This is a genomic window from Actinophytocola sp. (genome assembly GCF_009379765.1).
Taxonomy (GTDB): domain Bacteria; phylum Actinomycetota; class Actinomycetes; order Mycobacteriales; family Pseudonocardiaceae; genus Actinophytocola.
The window spans coordinates 57,981-75,362 of sequence record NZ_WHTD01000017.1; the positions used below are offsets into that span (position 1 = coordinate 57,981).

19 protein-coding genes and 1 pseudogene are annotated in these 17,382 nt (G+C 72.8%); 7 read left to right on the forward strand and 13 right to left on the reverse strand.

All coding sequences use genetic code 11. The annotated features are described in order from the left end of the window. Positions 1-44: 44 nt before the first annotated feature. The 3 genes from GEV28_RS07700 to GEV28_RS07710 all read right to left on the reverse strand — a co-directional run bounded on the left by GEV28_RS07700 (position 45) and on the right by GEV28_RS07710 (position 4,317). Positions 45-1,358: a carboxyl transferase domain-containing protein gene (locus GEV28_RS07700; RefSeq protein ID WP_291410070.1), complete on the reverse strand. Its 1,314-nt coding sequence runs from the start codon at positions 1,356-1,358 to the stop codon at positions 45-47. Next, entirely contained in the window at positions 1,351-2,796 is a 1,446-nt protein-coding gene (locus GEV28_RS07705) for an acyl-CoA synthetase (protein ID WP_291410072.1), read from the reverse strand. Before GEV28_RS07705 ends, GEV28_RS07700 begins: the two co-directional genes overlap by 8 nt. A gap of 180 nt (positions 2,797-2,976) precedes the next feature. Then, entirely contained in the window at positions 2,977-4,317 is a 1,341-nt protein-coding gene (locus tag GEV28_RS07710; protein ID WP_291410074.1) for an SLC13 family permease, read from the reverse strand. 135 nt (positions 4,318-4,452) lie between these two features. On the opposite strand from GEV28_RS07710, the gene GEV28_RS07715 reads away from it, so the two are divergent. The 6 genes from GEV28_RS07715 to GEV28_RS07740 all read left to right on the forward strand — a co-directional run bounded on the left by GEV28_RS07715 (position 4,453) and on the right by GEV28_RS07740 (position 8,680). Next, on the forward strand, positions 4,453-5,154 hold the full coding sequence (locus GEV28_RS07715; protein ID WP_291410076.1) for a FadR/GntR family transcriptional regulator: 702 nt from the start codon (positions 4,453-4,455) through the stop codon (positions 5,152-5,154). A gap of 46 nt (positions 5,155-5,200) precedes the next feature. Next, on the forward strand, positions 5,201-5,701 hold the full coding sequence (locus tag GEV28_RS07720; RefSeq protein WP_291410078.1) for a nuclear transport factor 2 family protein: 501 nt from the start codon (positions 5,201-5,203) through the stop codon (positions 5,699-5,701). A gap of 235 nt (positions 5,702-5,936) precedes the next feature. Continuing rightward, complete coding sequence (locus tag GEV28_RS07725; protein ID WP_291410080.1) at positions 5,937-6,320, forward strand: PPOX class F420-dependent oxidoreductase; 384 nt, start codon at positions 5,937-5,939, stop codon at positions 6,318-6,320. A gap of 11 nt (positions 6,321-6,331) precedes the next feature. Then, positions 6,332-6,832, forward strand: a complete 501-nt coding sequence (locus tag GEV28_RS07730; protein WP_291410082.1) for an anthrone oxygenase family protein — start codon at positions 6,332-6,334, stop codon at positions 6,830-6,832. Positions 6,833-6,848: 16 nt separating this feature from the next. Next, positions 6,849-8,048: a histidine kinase gene (locus GEV28_RS07735; RefSeq protein WP_291410084.1), complete on the forward strand. Its 1,200-nt coding sequence runs from the start codon at positions 6,849-6,851 to the stop codon at positions 8,046-8,048. After that, positions 8,045-8,680, forward strand: coding sequence for a response regulator transcription factor (locus GEV28_RS07740; protein WP_291410086.1), 636 nt, complete (start codon positions 8,045-8,047; stop codon positions 8,678-8,680). Before GEV28_RS07735 ends, GEV28_RS07740 begins: the two co-directional genes overlap by 4 nt. A 20-nt stretch (positions 8,681-8,700) precedes the next feature. Here the strand turns inward: GEV28_RS07740 and GEV28_RS07745 are convergent. The 6 genes and pseudogenes from GEV28_RS07745 to GEV28_RS07770 form a co-directional block, all read right to left on the reverse strand. Continuing rightward, a pseudogene (locus tag GEV28_RS07745) lies at positions 8,701-9,128 on the reverse strand (nucleotide disphospho-sugar-binding domain-containing protein). A gap of 10 nt (positions 9,129-9,138) precedes the next feature. Beyond that, the gene (locus GEV28_RS07750) at positions 9,139-9,711 is read right to left on the reverse strand and encodes a DUF664 domain-containing protein (RefSeq protein WP_291410088.1); all 573 of its coding nucleotides are present in this window, start codon (positions 9,709-9,711) and stop codon (positions 9,139-9,141) included. Positions 9,712-9,753: 42 nt separating this feature from the next. After that, entirely contained in the window at positions 9,754-10,884 is a 1,131-nt protein-coding gene (locus tag GEV28_RS07755; protein WP_291410089.1) for a cytochrome P450, read from the reverse strand. Then, positions 10,881-11,717 carry an amidohydrolase gene (locus tag GEV28_RS07760; protein ID WP_291410091.1) on the reverse strand — a complete coding sequence of 279 codons (837 nt, stop codon included), beginning with the start codon at positions 11,715-11,717 and terminating at the stop codon, positions 10,881-10,883. The genes GEV28_RS07755 and GEV28_RS07760 overlap by 4 nt, the downstream gene beginning before the upstream one ends. Then, complete coding sequence (locus GEV28_RS07765; protein ID WP_291410092.1) at positions 11,714-12,679, reverse strand: aldo/keto reductase; 966 nt, start codon at positions 12,677-12,679, stop codon at positions 11,714-11,716. Before GEV28_RS07765 ends, GEV28_RS07760 begins: the two co-directional genes overlap by 4 nt. Beyond that, the gene (locus GEV28_RS07770; RefSeq protein WP_291410095.1) at positions 12,670-12,984 is read right to left on the reverse strand and encodes an L-rhamnose mutarotase; all 315 of its coding nucleotides are present in this window, start codon (positions 12,982-12,984) and stop codon (positions 12,670-12,672) included. Before GEV28_RS07770 ends, GEV28_RS07765 begins: the two co-directional genes overlap by 10 nt. A gap of 65 nt (positions 12,985-13,049) precedes the next feature. On the opposite strand from GEV28_RS07770, the gene GEV28_RS07775 reads away from it, so the two are divergent. Continuing rightward, entirely contained in the window at positions 13,050-13,793 is a 744-nt protein-coding gene (locus GEV28_RS07775; protein ID WP_291410138.1) for a FadR/GntR family transcriptional regulator, read from the forward strand. A gap of 66 nt (positions 13,794-13,859) precedes the next feature. Here the strand turns inward: GEV28_RS07775 and GEV28_RS07780 are convergent, their stop codons facing one another. From GEV28_RS07780 to GEV28_RS07795, 4 genes are all read right to left on the reverse strand, one after another. Next, positions 13,860-14,609, reverse strand: a complete 750-nt coding sequence (locus GEV28_RS07780; RefSeq protein ID WP_291410124.1) for an SDR family NAD(P)-dependent oxidoreductase — start codon at positions 14,607-14,609, stop codon at positions 13,860-13,862. Beyond that, entirely contained in the window at positions 14,606-15,901 is a 1,296-nt protein-coding gene (locus GEV28_RS07785) for an enolase C-terminal domain-like protein (RefSeq protein ID WP_291410140.1), read from the reverse strand. Before GEV28_RS07785 ends, GEV28_RS07780 begins: the two co-directional genes overlap by 4 nt. 138 nt (positions 15,902-16,039) lie before the next feature. Further along, complete coding sequence (locus GEV28_RS07790; RefSeq protein WP_291410126.1) at positions 16,040-16,240, reverse strand: DUF397 domain-containing protein; 201 nt, start codon at positions 16,238-16,240, stop codon at positions 16,040-16,042. Continuing rightward, positions 16,197-17,096 carry a helix-turn-helix transcriptional regulator gene (locus GEV28_RS07795; RefSeq protein WP_291410128.1) on the reverse strand — a complete coding sequence of 300 codons (900 nt, stop codon included), beginning with the start codon at positions 17,094-17,096 and terminating at the stop codon, positions 16,197-16,199. Before GEV28_RS07795 ends, GEV28_RS07790 begins: the two co-directional genes overlap by 44 nt. Between the last annotated feature and the right edge of the window lie 286 nt (positions 17,097-17,382).

The window sequence follows — 17,382 nt, forward strand, 5'->3', positions numbered from 1 at the left end:
ATCCGGCAACCGGCGGCGGACAACCGCTGATCAGGTGACCATGGCTACTGACGCGCTGCGATCCCTTGCACCACACCGAGCTCGAGCAGGTCCCGCGGGCGCAGCTTGAGCTGGTCGGCCAGCGCGGGGATCTCCGCGGGGTCGCGTTTGAGGATCGCGGCGGCCAGCTCCGGGGCGATGACGGAGAAGTAGGCGTCCGGCGCGATCCACAGCCGGTCCGGCGAGCACAGGGCGAGCGCGCCGCCCGAGCCGCCCTCGCCGACCACCAGCGTCGTCACCGGCACCCGCGCGGCCGCGATCGTGGCGAACAGCCCGGCGATCGCCGGGCCGGCGCCGGCCAGCTCCGCCGCCGGGTCGGCCGCCGCGCCGGGCGTGTCGACCAGGGTGAGCACCGGCAGGCCGAGCCGGTCGGCCAGCCGGACCAGCCGCGCCGCGGTGCGGTAGCCGGCGGGCGTCGTCGCGGTGCCGGTCTGCGCCGCGAAGGCGATCGACCGGCCACCGCGCCGGCCGACGCCGCACGACATCCCGTCGTCGACGCCGCCCGCCCGGTCGCCGCGGATCTCCCGCCGGCTCTCGAAGTAGTCGTCGAGGTAGGCACCGGCCCGCGGCCGCGCGGCGGACCGGGCCCGTTCGACGGCCTGCCGGCCACTCGCGGCGGGGGTCGGCGCGCCCAGCGCGCGCGGGACCTCCGCCGGCTCGCCGCTCGGGTCGGTCAGCAGGCGCAGCCACTCGGCCAGCGGGCCGGCCGGATCGTCGACCACCTCGTCGACGTTTCCCGCCGCGAACTGGCTCTCCGCGGTGTAGGCCGGATCGTCGGCGGTGGCGGCGGGGCGAACCCGCCGCCCGGCGAACCCGACCTGCGCGCCCCGCTCGGCCAGCACCACGTCCGCCCCGGCGCCCAGCGACGCCCACACCCCGCCGGTCGTCGGGTCGCGCAGCACCGCGAGGTGCGGTGTCGGTAGCCGCACCGCCTCGCGCGTGACCAGCTGGAGCTGGCGCAGCGACAGCACGCCCTCCTGCATGCGGGTCCCGCCGGTCGCGATCAGCGACACCACCGGCAGGCCCGACACCCGCGCCCGGGTGAACGCGCTCGAGATCCGCGCCCCGGTGCCCGTGCCGACCGACCCGCCGAGGAACCGGAAGTCGAACGCGACGAGCACCACCGGCATCCCGTCGAGCGTGCCGCGCCCGCAGACCACCGACTCCGCCGTCCCGGACCGGGCGGCCGCCGCCTTGCGGGACACCCCGTAGCCGGCCCAGTCCAGCGGCCCGTCCGGCCCGTACGCCGGGCCGACGACATCGAACTCGACGAAGTCGTCGACCAGCCGGGCGATGACCTGCCGAGCGCCGTCAACCATGCAGCGCCCGTTTCGTGACCTTGCCCATCTCGTTGCGCGGCAACGACTCCAGGAACCGCACGACGCGCGGCCGCTTGTGCGGCGAGAGCAGCCGGGCGACGTGGTCGACGAGCTCACCGGCCAGCTCGTCGGGCACAGGCGGGTCGCCGGCCGGCACGACCCAGGCCACGATCCGCTCCCCCAGGTCCTCGTCCGGTTCGCCGGTGACCGCGGCCTCGGCGACCCCCGGGTGCTCGAGCAGCGCGTTCTCGATCTCGCCCGCGCCGATCTTGTAGCCGCCGCTCTTGATGAGGTCCGTCGCGCGCCGGCCGACGATCCGCACGTAGTCGTCCTGCTCGCGCACGGCCATGTCGCCGGTGCGGAACCAGCCGGCGCGCATGGCCTGCGCGGTGGCGTCCGGCCGGTTCAGGTAGCCCAGGAACAGGTTCGGCCCGCGGACCTCGATCTCGCCGACCGTCTCGCCGTCGGCGACGTCCAACGCGACGCCCGCGTCGTCGACCAGCCGGAGCTCGACCCCGGGCAGCGGCGGCCCGACGGTCCCCGGACGCCGGTCGCCGTCCGCGCGCACGCCGCAGTTCATGAGCGTCTCGGTCATCCCGTACCGCTCCACGACCCGCTGGCCGGTGGCCTCGGTGATCCGCTGGTGGTCGGTGGCCGGCAGCGCGGCCGACCCGGACACGAGCAGCCGAGCGCTGCCGACCGCGGCGGCGAGCGCGGGATCGGCCTGGCAGTCGGCGGCCAGCCGGTGGTACATGGTCGGCACGCCGAAGAGCATCGTGGCGTCCCGCGCGAGCTCCGCGGCGACGCCGCCGGAGGAGAAGCGGCCCAGGTGGTGCAGGGTGCCGCCACGGCGCAGCGGCCCGATGACGCCGAGAATCAGGCCGTGCACGTGGAACAGCGGCAGCCCGTGCACCAGCACGTCGGCTGCGGTCCACTGCCACATCTCGGCGAGCGCGTCCAGGTTCGTCGCGACCGCCCTGCGGGGCAGCACCACGCCCTTCGGCGGCCCGGTGGTACCCGAGGTGTAGACGACGAACGCGGGTGCCTCGCCGTCCGGCTCCTCGGGTGCCGGCGGCGGCGGCGTGTCGAGCGGGGCGAGCGTGACGGGCAGCCGGGGCAGCTCGGCCAGGCGCGCCGGCAGCTCGACGCCCGGCGCGGCCAGCACCACGTCCGGTGCGCTGTCCGCCACGATGTGGTCGAGCTCCCGCTCGCCGATCTTGGGGTTCACCGGCACCACCGCCACCCCGGCGACCAGCGCGCCGACCACCGCGACGCAGGTCTCGATGGTCGGCGTCGCCCATACCGCCACCCGGTCGCGGCCGCGGAGCTTGCCGGCCAGGTGGCCGGTGAGCAGGGCGAGCTCGCGGTAGGTCAGGTCCGCGTCGCCGAAGCGCAGCGCGGTCCGGTCGCCGCCGGTGACCAGTTCGGGAAGCAGCATTGGTCTCCTTCGCGAGCTAGTGTCCCGCGCCGGGAGTCTGTTGCGTGCGTCGGCGAGTCCAGGTTTCTGCTGGCAAGGCGCCGGTTGGTCCTCGTACCGGGTTGTACTCGGGCGGACCGGCAACGCCGCCAGCAGGAAGCTGGGCCGGCGAATCACGTGACGAACTTCCGGCGGGGGACACTAGCCCCAGTTGGGGACGACGAACACGAGCCAGGACGCGAGTGGCGCGACCGCCACCACGATCCCTCCGTACATCATGAGCTGGCGGAAGAACCGCTCCCGATCGAAGTCCCTGGCGTTGGCGTTGGCGAGCACGAGCGCGCCGTTGGTGGAGAACGGGCTGACGTCGACCATCGTCGCGGACACGGCGAGCGCGGCGACCATGCCGATCGGGCCGATCGTGCCCTGGGCCAGGAACGGCACGGCCAGCGGGATGAGCGCGCCCATCAGGCCGGTCGAGGACGCGAACGCGGACACGATCCCGCCGATGTAGCACAGCAGCAGTGCGGCGACCAGCGGCACACCCACGTTGCTGACCGCGTTGCCCACGTAGTCGACGGTGCCGATCTCCTGGAGCACGGCGATGTAGGTGAGCACGCCGCAGATCAGCAGCACGGTCGGCCAGGTGATCTCGGTGACCGCCTTGCGGCTGCTCGACGGCCACGCGACGGAGAGGATCACGGCGACGGTGATCGCGGTGAGACCGGCGTCGAGGTCGAACACCAGGGTGGCGACCACCAGGGCGACGAGGCCGAGCAGGGTCGCGATCTTGGGTGCGTCGAGCGGGACCTGCTGCTCGTGCGGCAGTGGTTCGCGCGCCTTCTCCTCGGCGGGCGGCTCCGGATCGTCGGCCACGCCGTCAGCCCCGCCGCCTGCCGCGCCGGCACCTGCACCGACCGGGACGAGTTGGCGGGTGCGGCTGAGCCGGGTGCCGCCGAGCACGACGTAGAGGACCGCGGCGATCGCGGTGTTCATCACGAGGCTCGCGATGAACAGGAAGACCGGGCTGCCCTCGAGCTTGTTGCTGTCGACGATGCCGTTGACGATCGAGCCGTACACGCTGATCGGCGAGAAACCGCCGCCCTGCGCGCCGTGCACGACCATCGCGCCCATCAGCAGCGGACTGATGTTGTAGCGGGCGGCGAAGCCCAGGGCGATCGGCGCCACGATCGCGCACGCCGCGGGGCTCACCGCGCCGATCGCGGTGAGCACGCCGGTGACCACGAACATCACCCACGGGACCAGCGCGATCCGGCCGCCGACCAGCCGCACCGCGGCGGCGACGAGCCAGTCGATGGTGCCGTTTGCTCTGGCGATGGCGAACAGGTACGTGACGCCCACGAGCACCACGAAGATGCTGCCGGGGAAGCCGGCGAAGATGCCGTCGGCGTCGAGACCGCCGGCGAGGGTGCCGACCAGGAACGCACCGGCGAACGCGAGCGCGCCCATGTTCACCGACAGCGTCGTGGCCAGCACGAAGATCACCACGAGGGCGAGGATCGAGATCAGCTCCGCGGACACGACCGTCCTCCTTGACGTCGGGTCTAACTGGAGTGGACTAGTGGCTGAGCCACTTTGGTCGCGTGCGCGCGGCGCTGTCAAGACTGGATTGGTCAAGTGGCTCAGCCACTTCGGGTTCGCGCGTAATGTGGCAGGGTGTCGGACGCACTGGGCCCGGTGAGCCGGTCGAAGCTGTACGAGCAGGTCGTGGACCGGCTTCGCGCGCACGTGGCCGAGTCCGGCCTGCACGCGGGCGACAAGCTGCCGTCGGAGCGCGACCTCGCCGAGCGGCTGGGGATCAGCCGCGCGTCGGTGAAGCAGGCGATCGTCGTGCTCGAGGTGCAGGGGCTCCTGGACGTGCGCCACGGCGGCGGGACGTACCTGCGGCGGGACACCCTGGACGTGGAGTCGGTGGAGGAGCTGATGGCGCGCCGGCAGCGGCTGCCGGACGTGTTGGAGGCGCGGGAGGCGCTGGAGACGAAGCTGGCCGAGCTCGCGGCGGTGCGCCGGACGCCCGCGGACCTGACCGCGATCGACGACGCGCTGACCTTCATGGCCGACGAGATCGCCGGCGGCGGGGCCGGGGTGGAGGGTGACCGGCGGTTCCACGCGGCGGTGACGGCGGCCGCGTACAGCAGCATCCTGGCGGAGTTCATGCGCTCGATCGCCGAGCAGATCGCCGAGAGCCGCAAGGAGTCGCTGCGCCAGCCGGACCGCCCGCGCCGGTCGCTGTCCCAGCACCGGCGCATCGCCGAGGCGATCCGTGCGGGCGACCCGCGGGGCGCGGCGGCGGCGATGCGCAAGCACGTGCAGACGGTCAGCAAGGTGCGGCTGCTGGACTGGAACCCGCAGGACTGACCGGTTCTCGAGCCTGCGTTGCTGTGTCGTGGGCAGGCTGGGCGGCATGACCTCTGAGCTCGCGGACCGGTTGGACGTCACCGACACGGTGGTGCGGATGGGGTGGTTGCTGGACCGCCGCGACTGGGACGGGCTGCGCGACCTGTTCACCGAGACGGTGTACACGGACTACACGGCGCTCTGGGGCGGTGTCCCGCAGGAGGCGGGGGTCGACCAGCTGCTGAGCACGTCGGCGCAGGGCTCGTGGCGCCGCACGATGGACGGTCTGGAGGCCACCCAGCACCTGATCACGAACGTCCTGGTGTCCGTCACCGGCGACTCGGCCTCCGCGACGGCCAACGTGCTGGGCGTGCACCGCCTGGCGAACCCGCACGGGTCTCCCTTGTGGACGGTGGGCGGGACGTACGACTTCCGCCTGGTGCGGGTGGCGGCGGGCTGGCGCATTCGGGCGGTCACCTACGACATCAGCTGGGTGGAGGGGAATCAGCAGGTACTGTTCCGCGCCGCCGCCAACCCCGCCGCCAACCCCGCCGCCGAGGCCGCGTAGCCCGCCAAAATCGCGAGTCCAACGTTCGCGACCCGCGAGTCCAACACTCGCGCACGTTCCGAATGTTGGACTCGCGGGTTCTGGGCGTTGGACTCGCGGGTCCGGAACGTTGGACTCGCGGGGGGACCTCGCGGCGACCTGGCCGGGAGTGGGAGGCCGCCTCCTCCCGGGGTGGGAGACGGGTCGAGATTCGGGGCCGATGTGCCGGCGGGGCGCCGTCCGTAGCGTCGCCGGTATGCGGACAGCCACCGACTTCCACGAGCTCGCCGGCGCCAGGTACATCCTTCTCACCACCTACCGCCGCGACGGGACCCCGGTCCCCACTCCCCTGTGGCACGTCGTGATCGACGGCGTCGTCTACACCTCCACCGGCGAGGGCCTGGGCAAGGTCAAGCGCATCCGGCACAATCCGGACGTCACGATCAGCGCGTGCACCGTCCGCGGCCGCCCGACCGGCCCCACCTACGCCGCCCGTGCCCGGGTTCTCGAGGGCGCGGAAAGCCGGTGGGCCAACCGGAAGAAGCGCAACCGCTACCTGCTCGGCCCCCTGGTGCACGCGGTGGAACGCGTCGTCCAGCGTCATCGTTTCGTCGGCATCGCCATCGAGCCGGCGGGCTAGGGGAGGTTGCCGTGGTCGTACTCGCCGGGGTCGTGGCCGTCGTGGCGCTGGTGCTGACCGCCGCCGTCTCCGGCGTGTTCTTCGCCTTCTCGACCTCGGTGATGCCGGGCCTGGACGCGATCGGCGCCGGGGACGCGATCGTGGCCATGAACAGCATCGACCGCAAGATCCTCAACCCGGTGTTCCTGACGTCGTTCGTCGGCCCGCCGGTCGCCGCGGTGGCCGCCGGTGTCCTGATCATGGCCGCCGGAAGCACGCCCGCGGGCCTGTTGTTCCTCGCCGCCGCGGTCGTCTACCTCCTCGGCTGCATCGTCCCGACCGCGCGGGTCAACGTGCCGCTGAACAACGCCCTCGGCGCGGGCCCTCTGCCGGCCGACCGGGACGAGGCCACCCGGGTGTGGACCGGCTACTCGGCCCGCTGGACGCGCTGGAACCACTGGCGCGCCGTGTTCAGCCTGGTCGCGGTCGCGCTGTCCGGGGTCGGGCTGCTGGTCTGGGGATACGCTGACTGACGCGAGGTGATCGGCCATGAGTGAGGACGCGTTCGCCTGCGACTGGGAGCGGGAACTGCGCCACGCCGGGGTCCGGATGCCCCAGCTGTCCACCGCGTTCGAGGTCGGCATACCGGCCGTGGCGCTCGCGATGTTCGCCGCCGTCGCCGTCGCCGGCGCGGTCGCGCAGGGCTGGGTGGGCCTCGGGATCCTGGCGGTGGGGAGCCTGCCATGGGTGCGCTGGCTCGTCGTCGGCGACGACGGTCCCACGTGGACATTCGCGGCGTTCGCGCTCACTCCCCTCGCGGTGCTGGGGTTCTGCCAGTGGTTCGCGCCCGAAGCAGGGCTGCGCGGTGACGTCGCCTACCTGCTGCTGTCGCTCCCGGTACTGCTGCTCGTCGTGCTCGTGGTGGCCTTCGCGCCGGCGCGGTTGGCGGGCGGCATCGCGGCCGGTGGCTACCTCGCCTACGGGGCGCCGCTCGTGGCCGGCGCGGTGACCGGGCAGCTCGCCGACCCGGCGCTCGCGGTGCTCATCTGGCACGTCGGCATCGCGTTCGGGGTGGTCGCCGGGTACGCGGTGCGGTTGAGCCACGTGGTCAACGCCAAGGTGACCGAGGCCCGCGAGGCACGGACGCGGCAGGCGGTGGCCGACGAGCGGCGCCAGGTCGCGCGGGACGTGCACGACGTCGTGGCGCACACGCTGGCGATCACGATGCTGCACATCACCGCCGCGCGGATGGCCGTGCGCCGCTCGTCGCCCGAGGAGGCCGAGGACGCGCTCGCCGAGGCCGAGCGGCACGGTCGGGCCAGTCTCGCCGACATCCGCCGGATCGTGCGGGTGCTGCGGGCGGACGGGCAGAGCGCGGTCGACCCGGTGCAGCCCGGCCTCGCCGACATCGAGTCGCTCGCGGAGAGCTACCGCGCGGCGGGCCTGCCGGTGCGGCTGTCGCGGACCGTGCCGGAGGACGCGGGGACGGCCGCGCAGCTCGCCGTGTACCGGGTGCTGCAGGAGGCGCTGGCGAACGCGGCCCGGCACGGGAGCGGACCGGCCACCGTGGACCTGTCGGTGTCCGGGGGTGCGGTGACGCTGCGGGTCGGGAACCCCGTCGGCGCCACGCCACCGGGCCGGGGCAGCGGGCTGGTCGGCATGCGGGAGCGGGTCAGCGCGGCCGGCGGCACGATCGACGCCGGCGAGCGGGACGGCAGCTGGGTGGTGCGTGCGGTGGTGCCCGCGTGATCAAGGTGCTGCTGGTGGACGACCAGCCGCTGGCGCGGGCGGGGTTGCGCCGGATCCTGGAGCCGCAGGACTCGCTGACGGTGGTCGGCGAGTGCGCCGACGGTGACGAGGTGCTGGCCGCGGTCGACCGCCTGTCGCCGGACGTTGTCGTGATGGACGTGCGGATGCGCCGGGTGTCGGGTGCGGAGGCGACCCGCCTGCTGCGCGCCCGCGGCCCCGGACCGCCGGTCCTGGTCCTGACGACGTTCGACGACGACGAGACGGTGGCCGCGGCCCTCGGCGCGGGGGCGGCGGGCTTCGTGCTGAAGGACGCCCCCGGCGAGGACATCGTCCGCGCGACGACGACGGTGGCGCGGGGCAGCTCGTGGCTGGACCCGCAGGTGGTCGGGCGGGTGCTGGCCGCGTACCGCCGCATCCGCTCCCCCGACCGGACGGCGCTGGCCGCCCTGACCCCACGTGAGCGGGACGTGCTGCGCCAGGTGGCGACCGGCGCGACGAACACCGAGACGGCCGCGGCGCTGAACGTCTCCGAGGCGACGGTGAAGAGCCACCTGGGCCACGTCCTCACGAAGCTGAACCTGCGGGACCGCGCGGCCGCGATCGTGTTCGCCCACCACAACGGCCTGGTCTGACCGGGACTCGCGGGCTCGGCTCAACCGCGTTCGGCGTACTCCGGCAGGTGGCGGGCGACCTCGTCCGGGGAGGGCATGCGGGCGATCTCCTCCGCGATGGCGCGGGCCGCATCGCGGTGGCCGGTGGGTCCGTTGTGTGGCAACAGGTTCCGGAGGTGTTCGGCGACGGCGTCCGCGCTCAGCTCGTCGGCGAGAAGGCGCAGCCCGGCGCCCGCGGCGCAGACGGCGTCGGCGTTGGCGAACTGGTCGGCCCCCTGGGGCAGGACCAGCTGCGGGGCGCCGACGGCGCGGGCCGGAAGGGCCGCAGACCGTGCGCGGCCAGCGGCGCGTGCACCTCCTCGCCGGCGGCGAAATGCACCTCGTGCCCGGCATCTCGGGTGGCGATCGCGAGCGGGACCAGCGGGTAGGTGTGACCGACCGACGCGAGGCTGGCGAACAGCACGCGCATCTCGGCGGACCTATGCCCGGCCCGCTTTCGCGTGCCATCCGGCCGGGGGGTCCTCGCCGACCAGCCCGTCCACCGCCTCGCGGAGCAGGTCGGCGTGCCCGGTGTGCCGGCCGTACTCCTCGATCATGTCGCAGACGAGCCGGCGCAGGCTGGCATGGCGACCGTCCGGCCAGGACACGTGGACAAGCTGGTCGAGTCCGCCGTCGGCCAACGCCGCGGCGAGCCTCGCGCGGGACCGTTCGACGGTGGCGTCCCAGAGCGCGTAGAGCTGTTCCGGGGTGTCGTCGGCGGCGGAGGTGAACGGCCATTCGTAACGGTCGTCCCAGTCGGCGGTGTCCCACGGCGCGCCGAGCGGCTTCCCGCTCAGCTTGGTGATGAAGACGTCGTCCTCCACGGCAGCGAGATGCTTGAGCAGGCCGCCGAGAGTCAGGGAGGACGCGCCGACGCGGGTCCGCAGCCCGGCCGCGTCGAGGTCGTCGGCCTTCCAGCGGAAGGTCGTGCGCATGCGGTCGAGCGCGCCGACGAGATGCTCGACCTCGGAGCCGGCGAGCGGTGGTTCCCATGGGCGGTCGCTGTTGGTCATGGCGCCACGGTAGAGCCAGGCACCGACAGTCCGTCGGGTCGCTCACCAGCGGACGTGCAGCGCCGGCGGTTTCCGGAAGACCAGGCCGCGTGGCGCGTGCGGGAGCGCCGGGTCCAGGTGCAGGCCGGGCAGGCGCTCGAACAGGGTCCGCACCGCGATCGACGCCTCCGCCCGCGCCAGGCGGGCACCCGGGCAGAAGTGGGGGCCCTGGGCGAACGCCAGGTTCAGCCGTGCGTTCGCGCGGTGGATGTCGAACTCGTCCGGGTCGGGGAACACGGCCGGGTCGCGGTTCGCCCCGGCGATCGACACCACCACGAGGTCGCCCGCGGCGATCCGGGCACCGGCCAGGTGCACGTCGGTCGTCGCGTAGCGGTCCACCACCGCGGCGGCGGGCTCCAGGCGGATCGACTCCTCCATCGCGTTCGCCAGCGTCGGCGGCGACGGCAACCCCGGGCCCAGGAGCAGGTGGCGCACCAGGTTCGTGATCATCGCCTCGGTCGTGTCGATGCCGCCGAACATCAGGACCGCCGCGTTCGACACCACCTCCGGCTCAGTCAGCCCGGCGCCCGCGGCCACCAGGACCGAGTGCTCGTCGCCCGCCGCCAGGGTGCTCGCCACCGCGGAACGCAGCTCGTCGAAGGCCGCGGCGCCGGCGGGGGTGGGCGCACCGCCGGCGGTCACCGACGAGACCGACTCCACGATCGCCGCGTACCAGGACCGGATCGTGGCCGCGTCCGCGCCGGCCAGGCCCAGTGCGTCGGCGACCACGGCGACCGCCAGCGGGCCCGCGAACGCCGACCGCAGCTCGGCCGCCCCGGCCGGCGAGAGATCGTCGACGAGGTCCGACACGAGGTCGGTCACGAAACCCGCGAACCGGTCCCGCACCGGCGCCGGCCGGAACGGCGGCACGAACGGCGCCCGGTGCCGGGCGTGCGCCGGACCGTCCAGCGACAGCATCGACGGGCCGACCACCCGGGCGGTCGAGAACCGCGGGTCGTCCACGGTGAACGTCGCCGCGTCGCGCATCACCCGCAGCGCCAGGTCGTGCCGGGTCACCAGCCAGCCGTTCAACACGGGCACCCACGACACCGGCTCGGTCGCCCGCAGCCGGGCCAGCAGCGGGTGCGGGTCCGCCGCGAGCTCGTCGAGGGTGGCCGTGGCGCCGACGGTCATCCGGACAGCCGGTAGGCGCGCCGGGCGGTGCCGGCGAAGACGTCGGCCCGCTCGGGGTCGGACAGGTGCGCGGTCAGCGTCTGTGCGGTCTCGACGACCTGCTCGTAGGTCGCGGCCAGCTCGCACACCGGCCAGTCCGAGCCGAACATCACCCGGTCAGGACCGAACGACGTCAGCACGTGCGACGCGTACGGAGCCAGGTCCGCCGGCTTCCAGCCCGCCCGGTCCGCCTCGGTGACGAGGCCGGACAGCTTGCAGAACACGTTGGGCCGCCGGGACAGCTCGGTGATCGCCGGGGCCCACGCGTCGTAGCCGCCGGTGGCGACGGGGGGCTTGCCGGCATGGTCCAGGACCAGGCGGGCGTCCGGGAGCCGGTCGGCCACCTCGACCGCCGACCCGTACTGGGCCGGGTTGACCAGCAGGTCGTAGGTCAGACCGGCCGCGGCCAGCGCCTTCAGGCCGCGGAACACGTCCGGGCGGACCAGCCAGCCCGGCTCGGGCTCGTTCTCCGCCTGGTGCCGGATCCCCGCCAGCAGCTCGCCGCCCGGCAGCCCGCGCAGCTCGGCGAGCCGGTCGGCGAGGTCGGGCGCGATGAGGTTCACCCAGCCGACCACGCCGACGATCAGGCCGTCGCTCGCCGCCGCGGTCGCGAGGAACTCCTCGGTCTCGGCCACCGACGACACGGTCTGCACGAGCACCGTCGCGCTCCCCCCGGCCACCCCGCGCAGGTCGGCCAGCGTGTACGGGTGGCGGATGGGGTCGAGCGCCTCGCCGGCCATCCAGGGGTAGTCGCGGCGGGTCGGGTCCCACAGGTGGTGATGCGCGTCGATCATCCGACGGCCTCCTTCGGCAGGGGCGTGTCCGCCCGCAGCAGCCCCTCGTCGACCAGCGACGCCCACAGCGCCGCCGGCACCGGGGCCGCGGCCCGCGTCGCGTTGGCGACGACCTGGGCCGGCGAGCTCGCGCCCAGCACGACCGACGCCACCGATGGATGCGCTTTCGGAAGCGCTATCGCCGCCTGCGGCAGCTCGACGCCGTACCGCGCGCACACCTCGGCGATCCGCGCCGCCCGCGCCACGAGCTCGGCCGGCGCGTCCTCGTAGTTGTAGGTCCGCCCGGGGGTCGCCGACGCGAGGATGCCGGAGTTGAACACCCCGGCCGCCATGACCGCGACGCCCCGCTTCTCGCACAGCGGCAGCAGCTCGTCCAGCGCGGGCTGCTCGAGCAGGGTGTACCGGCCGGCGATCATCACGACGTCCACGTCGGCGCGGCGGACGAGCTCGGCGAGCACCGCGTCGAAGTTCATCCCGAGCCCGATGCCGCCCAGCACGCCCTGGTCGCGCAGCTCGACCAGCGTCGGCAGCGCTTCCGTAAGCGCTTCCTCCACGTAGTCCTCGGGGTCGTGCACGAACGCGATGTCGACCCGGTCGGTGCCCAGCCGCGCGAGGCTCGACTCGAGCGAGCGCAGCACGCCGTCGCGGCTGTAGTCGCGGCGGCGGACGAGCGTGCGCGGCACGTCGAAGCCCTCGGTGTCGCGCTCCCCCGCGCCGCCGGGGTTGGCGACGAGCAGCCGGCCGACCTTGGTGGAGAGGACGTACTCGTCCCGCGGCCGGCCGGCGAGCGCGGCGCCGAGCCTGCGTTCGGACAGGCCGAGGCCGTAGTGCGGGGCGGTGTCGAAGTAGCGGATGCCGTGCGCCCACGCGGTGTCGACGATCGCGGCGGCGATCTCGTCGGACATCGCCCGGTAGAGGTTGCCGAGCTGGGCGCAGCCGAGGCCGAGCGGGGTCACTCGCACGGCAGATCCCAGACCAGGCTCAGGCCGGTGTCGGCGCCGGAGTAGTCGTCCTCGACCTCCAGCAGCTCGGCCATCCTGGCCTGCCAGCTCTGGTTGGCGGGGTGGTCACGCAGGGCGTGCCGCATCGCCGCGTAGTCCTCGACGTCGACGACGTGGAACAGGTCCCGGTCGTCGCGCCAGATCCGCCAGGACGAAACGCCGGCGGCCCGCAGCGCGATGTCCAGCGCGGCGGGAATCTCCGCATGGACGCGCTCGTACTCGGTCTCCTTGCCCGGCTTGAGCCGAGTGTGCAGGGCAACACGCATCGGGCCTCCATTCATGGCACTCTGGCGAGGAAACATCCGAGGTCTGTGTGATGAAGGGTCGTGCCATGCCGGTCACCGACGAAGCGATCGACAAGATCAAAGGCATGATCATCTCCGGCGAGCTGGCGCCCGGCGACCGGCTGCCGAAGGAGGCCGACCTCGCGTCGCGGCTGGGCCTGTCCCGCAGCTCGCTGCGCGAGGCGGTCAAGGCATTGTGCCTGATCAGGGTGCTCGACGTGCGGCAGGGTGACGGCACGTACGTCACCAGCCTGGAGCCGAAGCTGCTGCTGGACGCGATGACGTTCGTGGTCGACTTCCACCGCGACGACACGGTGCTCGACTTCCTCGCCGTGCGGCGGATCCTGGAGCCGGCGGCCACCGCGATGGCGGCGCTGCGCATGACCGAGACGGACATCGCCGAGCTGGCCACCCTCCTCGAAGGACTCGACGAGTCGCCGACCGTCGAGGCACTGGTGGCCAACGACCTGGAGTTCCACCGCCGGATCGCGCTCGGGTCGGGCAACCCGGTGCTGTGCTCGCTGATCGACAGCCTGTCGGGGCCGACGACGCGGGCGCGGATCTGGCGCGGGCTGACCCAGGAGGGCGCGGTGGGCAAGACCCGCGAGCAGCACCGGGCGATCTTCGAGGCGATCGCCGCGCACGAGCCGGAGCTGGCCCGCTCCTGGGCGACGGTGCACGTGGCCGGCGTCGAGCAGTGGCTGCAGAACGCCCTGGGCTCCGCCGACGAGCCCCCAATAACCGCGAGTCCAACGCTCCGGACCCGCGAGTCCAGCGCCCAGGACCCGTGAGTCCGACATTCGCGACGTCGCGAGCGTTGGACTCACCTGACCGGAGCGTTGGACTCGCGAGGCATGTCAGGGCCTCGGGCGGGGGCGTAGGCCGTACATGCCGCCGTCCACCGCCACGGCCGTGCCCGTCGTCGACGAGGACAGGGGGCTCGCCAGGTACGCGATCGCGTGGGCGACCTCGTCCGCGGTGACCAGGCGGCCCATCGGCTGGCGGGCGGCCAGCGCGGCGCGCTCGGCGGCCGGGTCGGCGGCGGCGTCGAGCAGCCGGCCCACCCACGGGGTGTCGGCCGTGCCGGGGCACACGCAGTTGATCCGGATGCCGTCGTCCAGGTGGTCGGTGGCCATCGCGAGGGTCATGGCCATCACGGCACCCTTGCTCGCCGAGTAGAGGACCCGGTTGGGCAGGCCCTGCCACGCCGCGATCGAGCACGTGTTCACCACGGCCGCGGCCGGCGAGCGGCGCAGGTGCGGCAGCGCGGCGCGGGTCATCCGGGCCATGCCCAGCACGTTCACGTCCAGCACGCGGTGCCACTCGTCGTCGGAGTTGGCGGTGACGTCGCCCTGCGCGCCGATGCCCGCGTTGTTCACCAGCACGTCGATCCCGCCGAGCGAGGAGGCGGCGACCGACACCGCGGCGGTCACCGCGGCGTCGTCGGACACGTCGCAGCGGTAGCCGGTCAGCGGGTCGTCCACGTCGGGCTTCAGGTCCAGCACGGCCACCCGCGCGCCGCGCGCCGCGAGCAGCCGGGCGGTGGCCAGGCCGATGCCGGACGCGCCGCCGGTGACCACCGCGCGAAGACCCTCGAAGTCGGTCATGCGTCTCTCCACTCCGGACCGTCGGGATAGGCGTACCGGTCCAGGCTCTCATCACGGATGCGGGCCGAGAAGCCCGGCTCCGTCGGCGCGAGGTAGCGCCCGCCGCGCACGACCGCCGGGTCGGTGAAGTGCTCGTGCAGGTGGTCGACCCATTCGATGGCTCGGTCGGCGTCGGTGCCGGACACCGCCACGAAGTCGAACATCGCCAGATGCCGGACCAGCTCGCACAGCCCGACCCCGCCCGCGTGCGGGCACACCGGCACGCCGAACTTGGCCGCCAGCAACAGGATCGCCACGTTCTCGTTGACCCCGCCGACCCGCGCCGCGTCCAGCTGCAGCACCGACAGCGCGCCGGCCTGCAGCAGCTGCTTGAACACCACCCGGTTCTGCACGTGCTCGCCGGTCGCCACCCGGATCGGCGCGATGGCCCGCGCGATCGCCCGGTGGCCGAGCACGTCGTCCGGCGACGTCGGCTCCTCGATCCAGTACGGGTCGTACGGCGCGAGCGCGCGCATCCACTCGATCGCCGGCCCGACGTCCCAGCGCTGGTTGGCGTCTACCGCGATCCGGATGTCCGCGCCGACGGCCTCGCGTGCGAGGCGCATGCGCCGGATGTCGTCGTCCAGCGAGCCGCCGACCTTCAGCTTGATCATGTCGAAGCCGTCCGCGACGGCCTGCTTCGCCAGCCGCACCAGCTTCTCGTCGGAGTACCCGATCCAGCCCGCGCCCGTGCTGTAGGCGCGGTAGCCGGCGGCCTCGATGTGGGCGACGCGCTCGGCCCGACCGGGTTCCGCGGCCCGCAGGATGTCGAGCGCCTCCCGCTCGGTGAGCGCGTCGGACAGGTAGCGGAAGTCGACGAGGCCGACGATCTCCTCGGGCGACATCCCCGCCAGGAACCTCCACAGTGGACGTCCCGCGCGCCGGGCGGCGAGGTCCCACGCGGCGTTGACCACCGCGCCGATCGCCATGTGCGCCACGCCCTTCTCCGGGCCGAGCCAGCGCAGCTGCGAGTCGCCGACCAGGTCCGCGGACAGCGCGGCGAGCTGGGCCGCGGTGTCCGGCGTTGGCCGCCCGACGACCAGGTCGGACAGCGCGAGGATCGCGGCCGCCTGCACGTCGTTGCCGCGGCCGATGGTGAACGCGAGGCCGTACCCGTCCGGCCCCTCGTCGGTGCGCAGGACCACGTAGGCCGCCGAGTAGTCGGGGTCAGGGTTCATGGCGTCCGAGCCGTCGAGCTCCCGGGAGGTCGGGAAGCGGATGTCCAGCACGTCCAAACCGACGATGCGCGCCATGAGTGCGCCGTCCCCCTTCCCGTCGTCATCAACAGACGTCATCACAGACATCCGATGTATACCTGACCGGGCGCGCAGAATCCAGAGCCGTCCAGTCCCGTTCGGTCGACGACTCCGGATTGATCCGATCAGTGGGGATCAGCGACCCAGCGCGCCGGACCTCGTGGCGGCGATGAGACCGGTCAGGCCGGCGCGGGCAACAGTGAGGGTGGGGCCGGTCACGTTCTTGGAGTCACGCACGGCCCCGCCCTCAGCCGGCCAGGCCAGCTCGACACAGTCGTTGACGTTGCTGTAACTACTCTTCCTCCAGCTCGAAGATTCCGGCCGGACGCTTGGCATCGTGATCCTCTCGCGCTCCCAGCTCACTTGCCACCTTGGCAAGCCAGGCTCGGGAGTGTCCCTCGTTCAGGGCAATCCTAGAGAGGTCGGCGGCGATGCTCTTGTATCCGGCGATGCTGTCCGCACGCTCGATGAACAGGGCCGAAGTATCCGTCTCGATGTGCACGACCGGATTGATCTCGGAGAACTCCATGAGTTTGAAGGGCATGCGGCCGGCGTGGAAGCCGGCCGACTCGGGAATCACGCGGATCTCGATATTGGGTCGCACGGACATGGTCAGCAGATGGTGCACCTGGCCGGACATGATCTCCCGGCCAGCGCCGGCGCAGCAGACCACGTACTCGTTGATGAAAAACAGGAACTTCGCCTGACGCCTCCTGTCGAACACCTCCTTGCGCAGTTGCCGAGCCCGTTTCCGATCACCGACTTCGCCTACCGGGATCGCCGGCGTGGCCTCCAGCAGCGCGGCCGTGTACTCGGCGGTCTGCAACAGGCCCGGAACGAGTGTGTTCTCGTAGTTGACCACCAAGATCGCGGAGTCTTCCTGGGCGCTGAGGGTGGTCAGCTCCGGCGGGAGGCGGTCGCCGAACTCCTGCCACCAGCCGAGTTCCGTCGCCCGCCGGGCCATCTCCATGAGCTCGCGGCGCTTGGGCCCGGTGATCCGCAGGACCCCGAGCACGCCCGACATGAGCTCGGCGCCCACCGGCCGCTTCCCGGATATCATCCGGCTCACCATGCTGGGCGACCACTCGAGCTCCCGGGCCAACTGGATCTGGCTCATGTCGATGGCGTCCATCTTGCGGGACAACGCCAACCCTAGTTCCCTGGACCGAATGGTCGGTTCCTGATCGTTCATGACCGGAGACTAGAACGCGGGACGGACCGAACGGGACAACGCCGCGACGGTTTCACCTGGACGGACTCCGAATTGCGGATGCGCAATGATTTGACATTTCCGAAATCATCTGAAGCGACGATCCGCAATGGATTTGGCCCCGGCGTGGTAGCTGTTCAGCCTGAGTGACAGGTCGGCGGTGGTCGCCACCGGTGATCCACTACGGTTTTGATCATGGGGTCAGGCCGGGAAGCAGCACACGACGACGTCGTGTCGTTGTTGGCCGCCAAGGACGCCGAGATCGCGA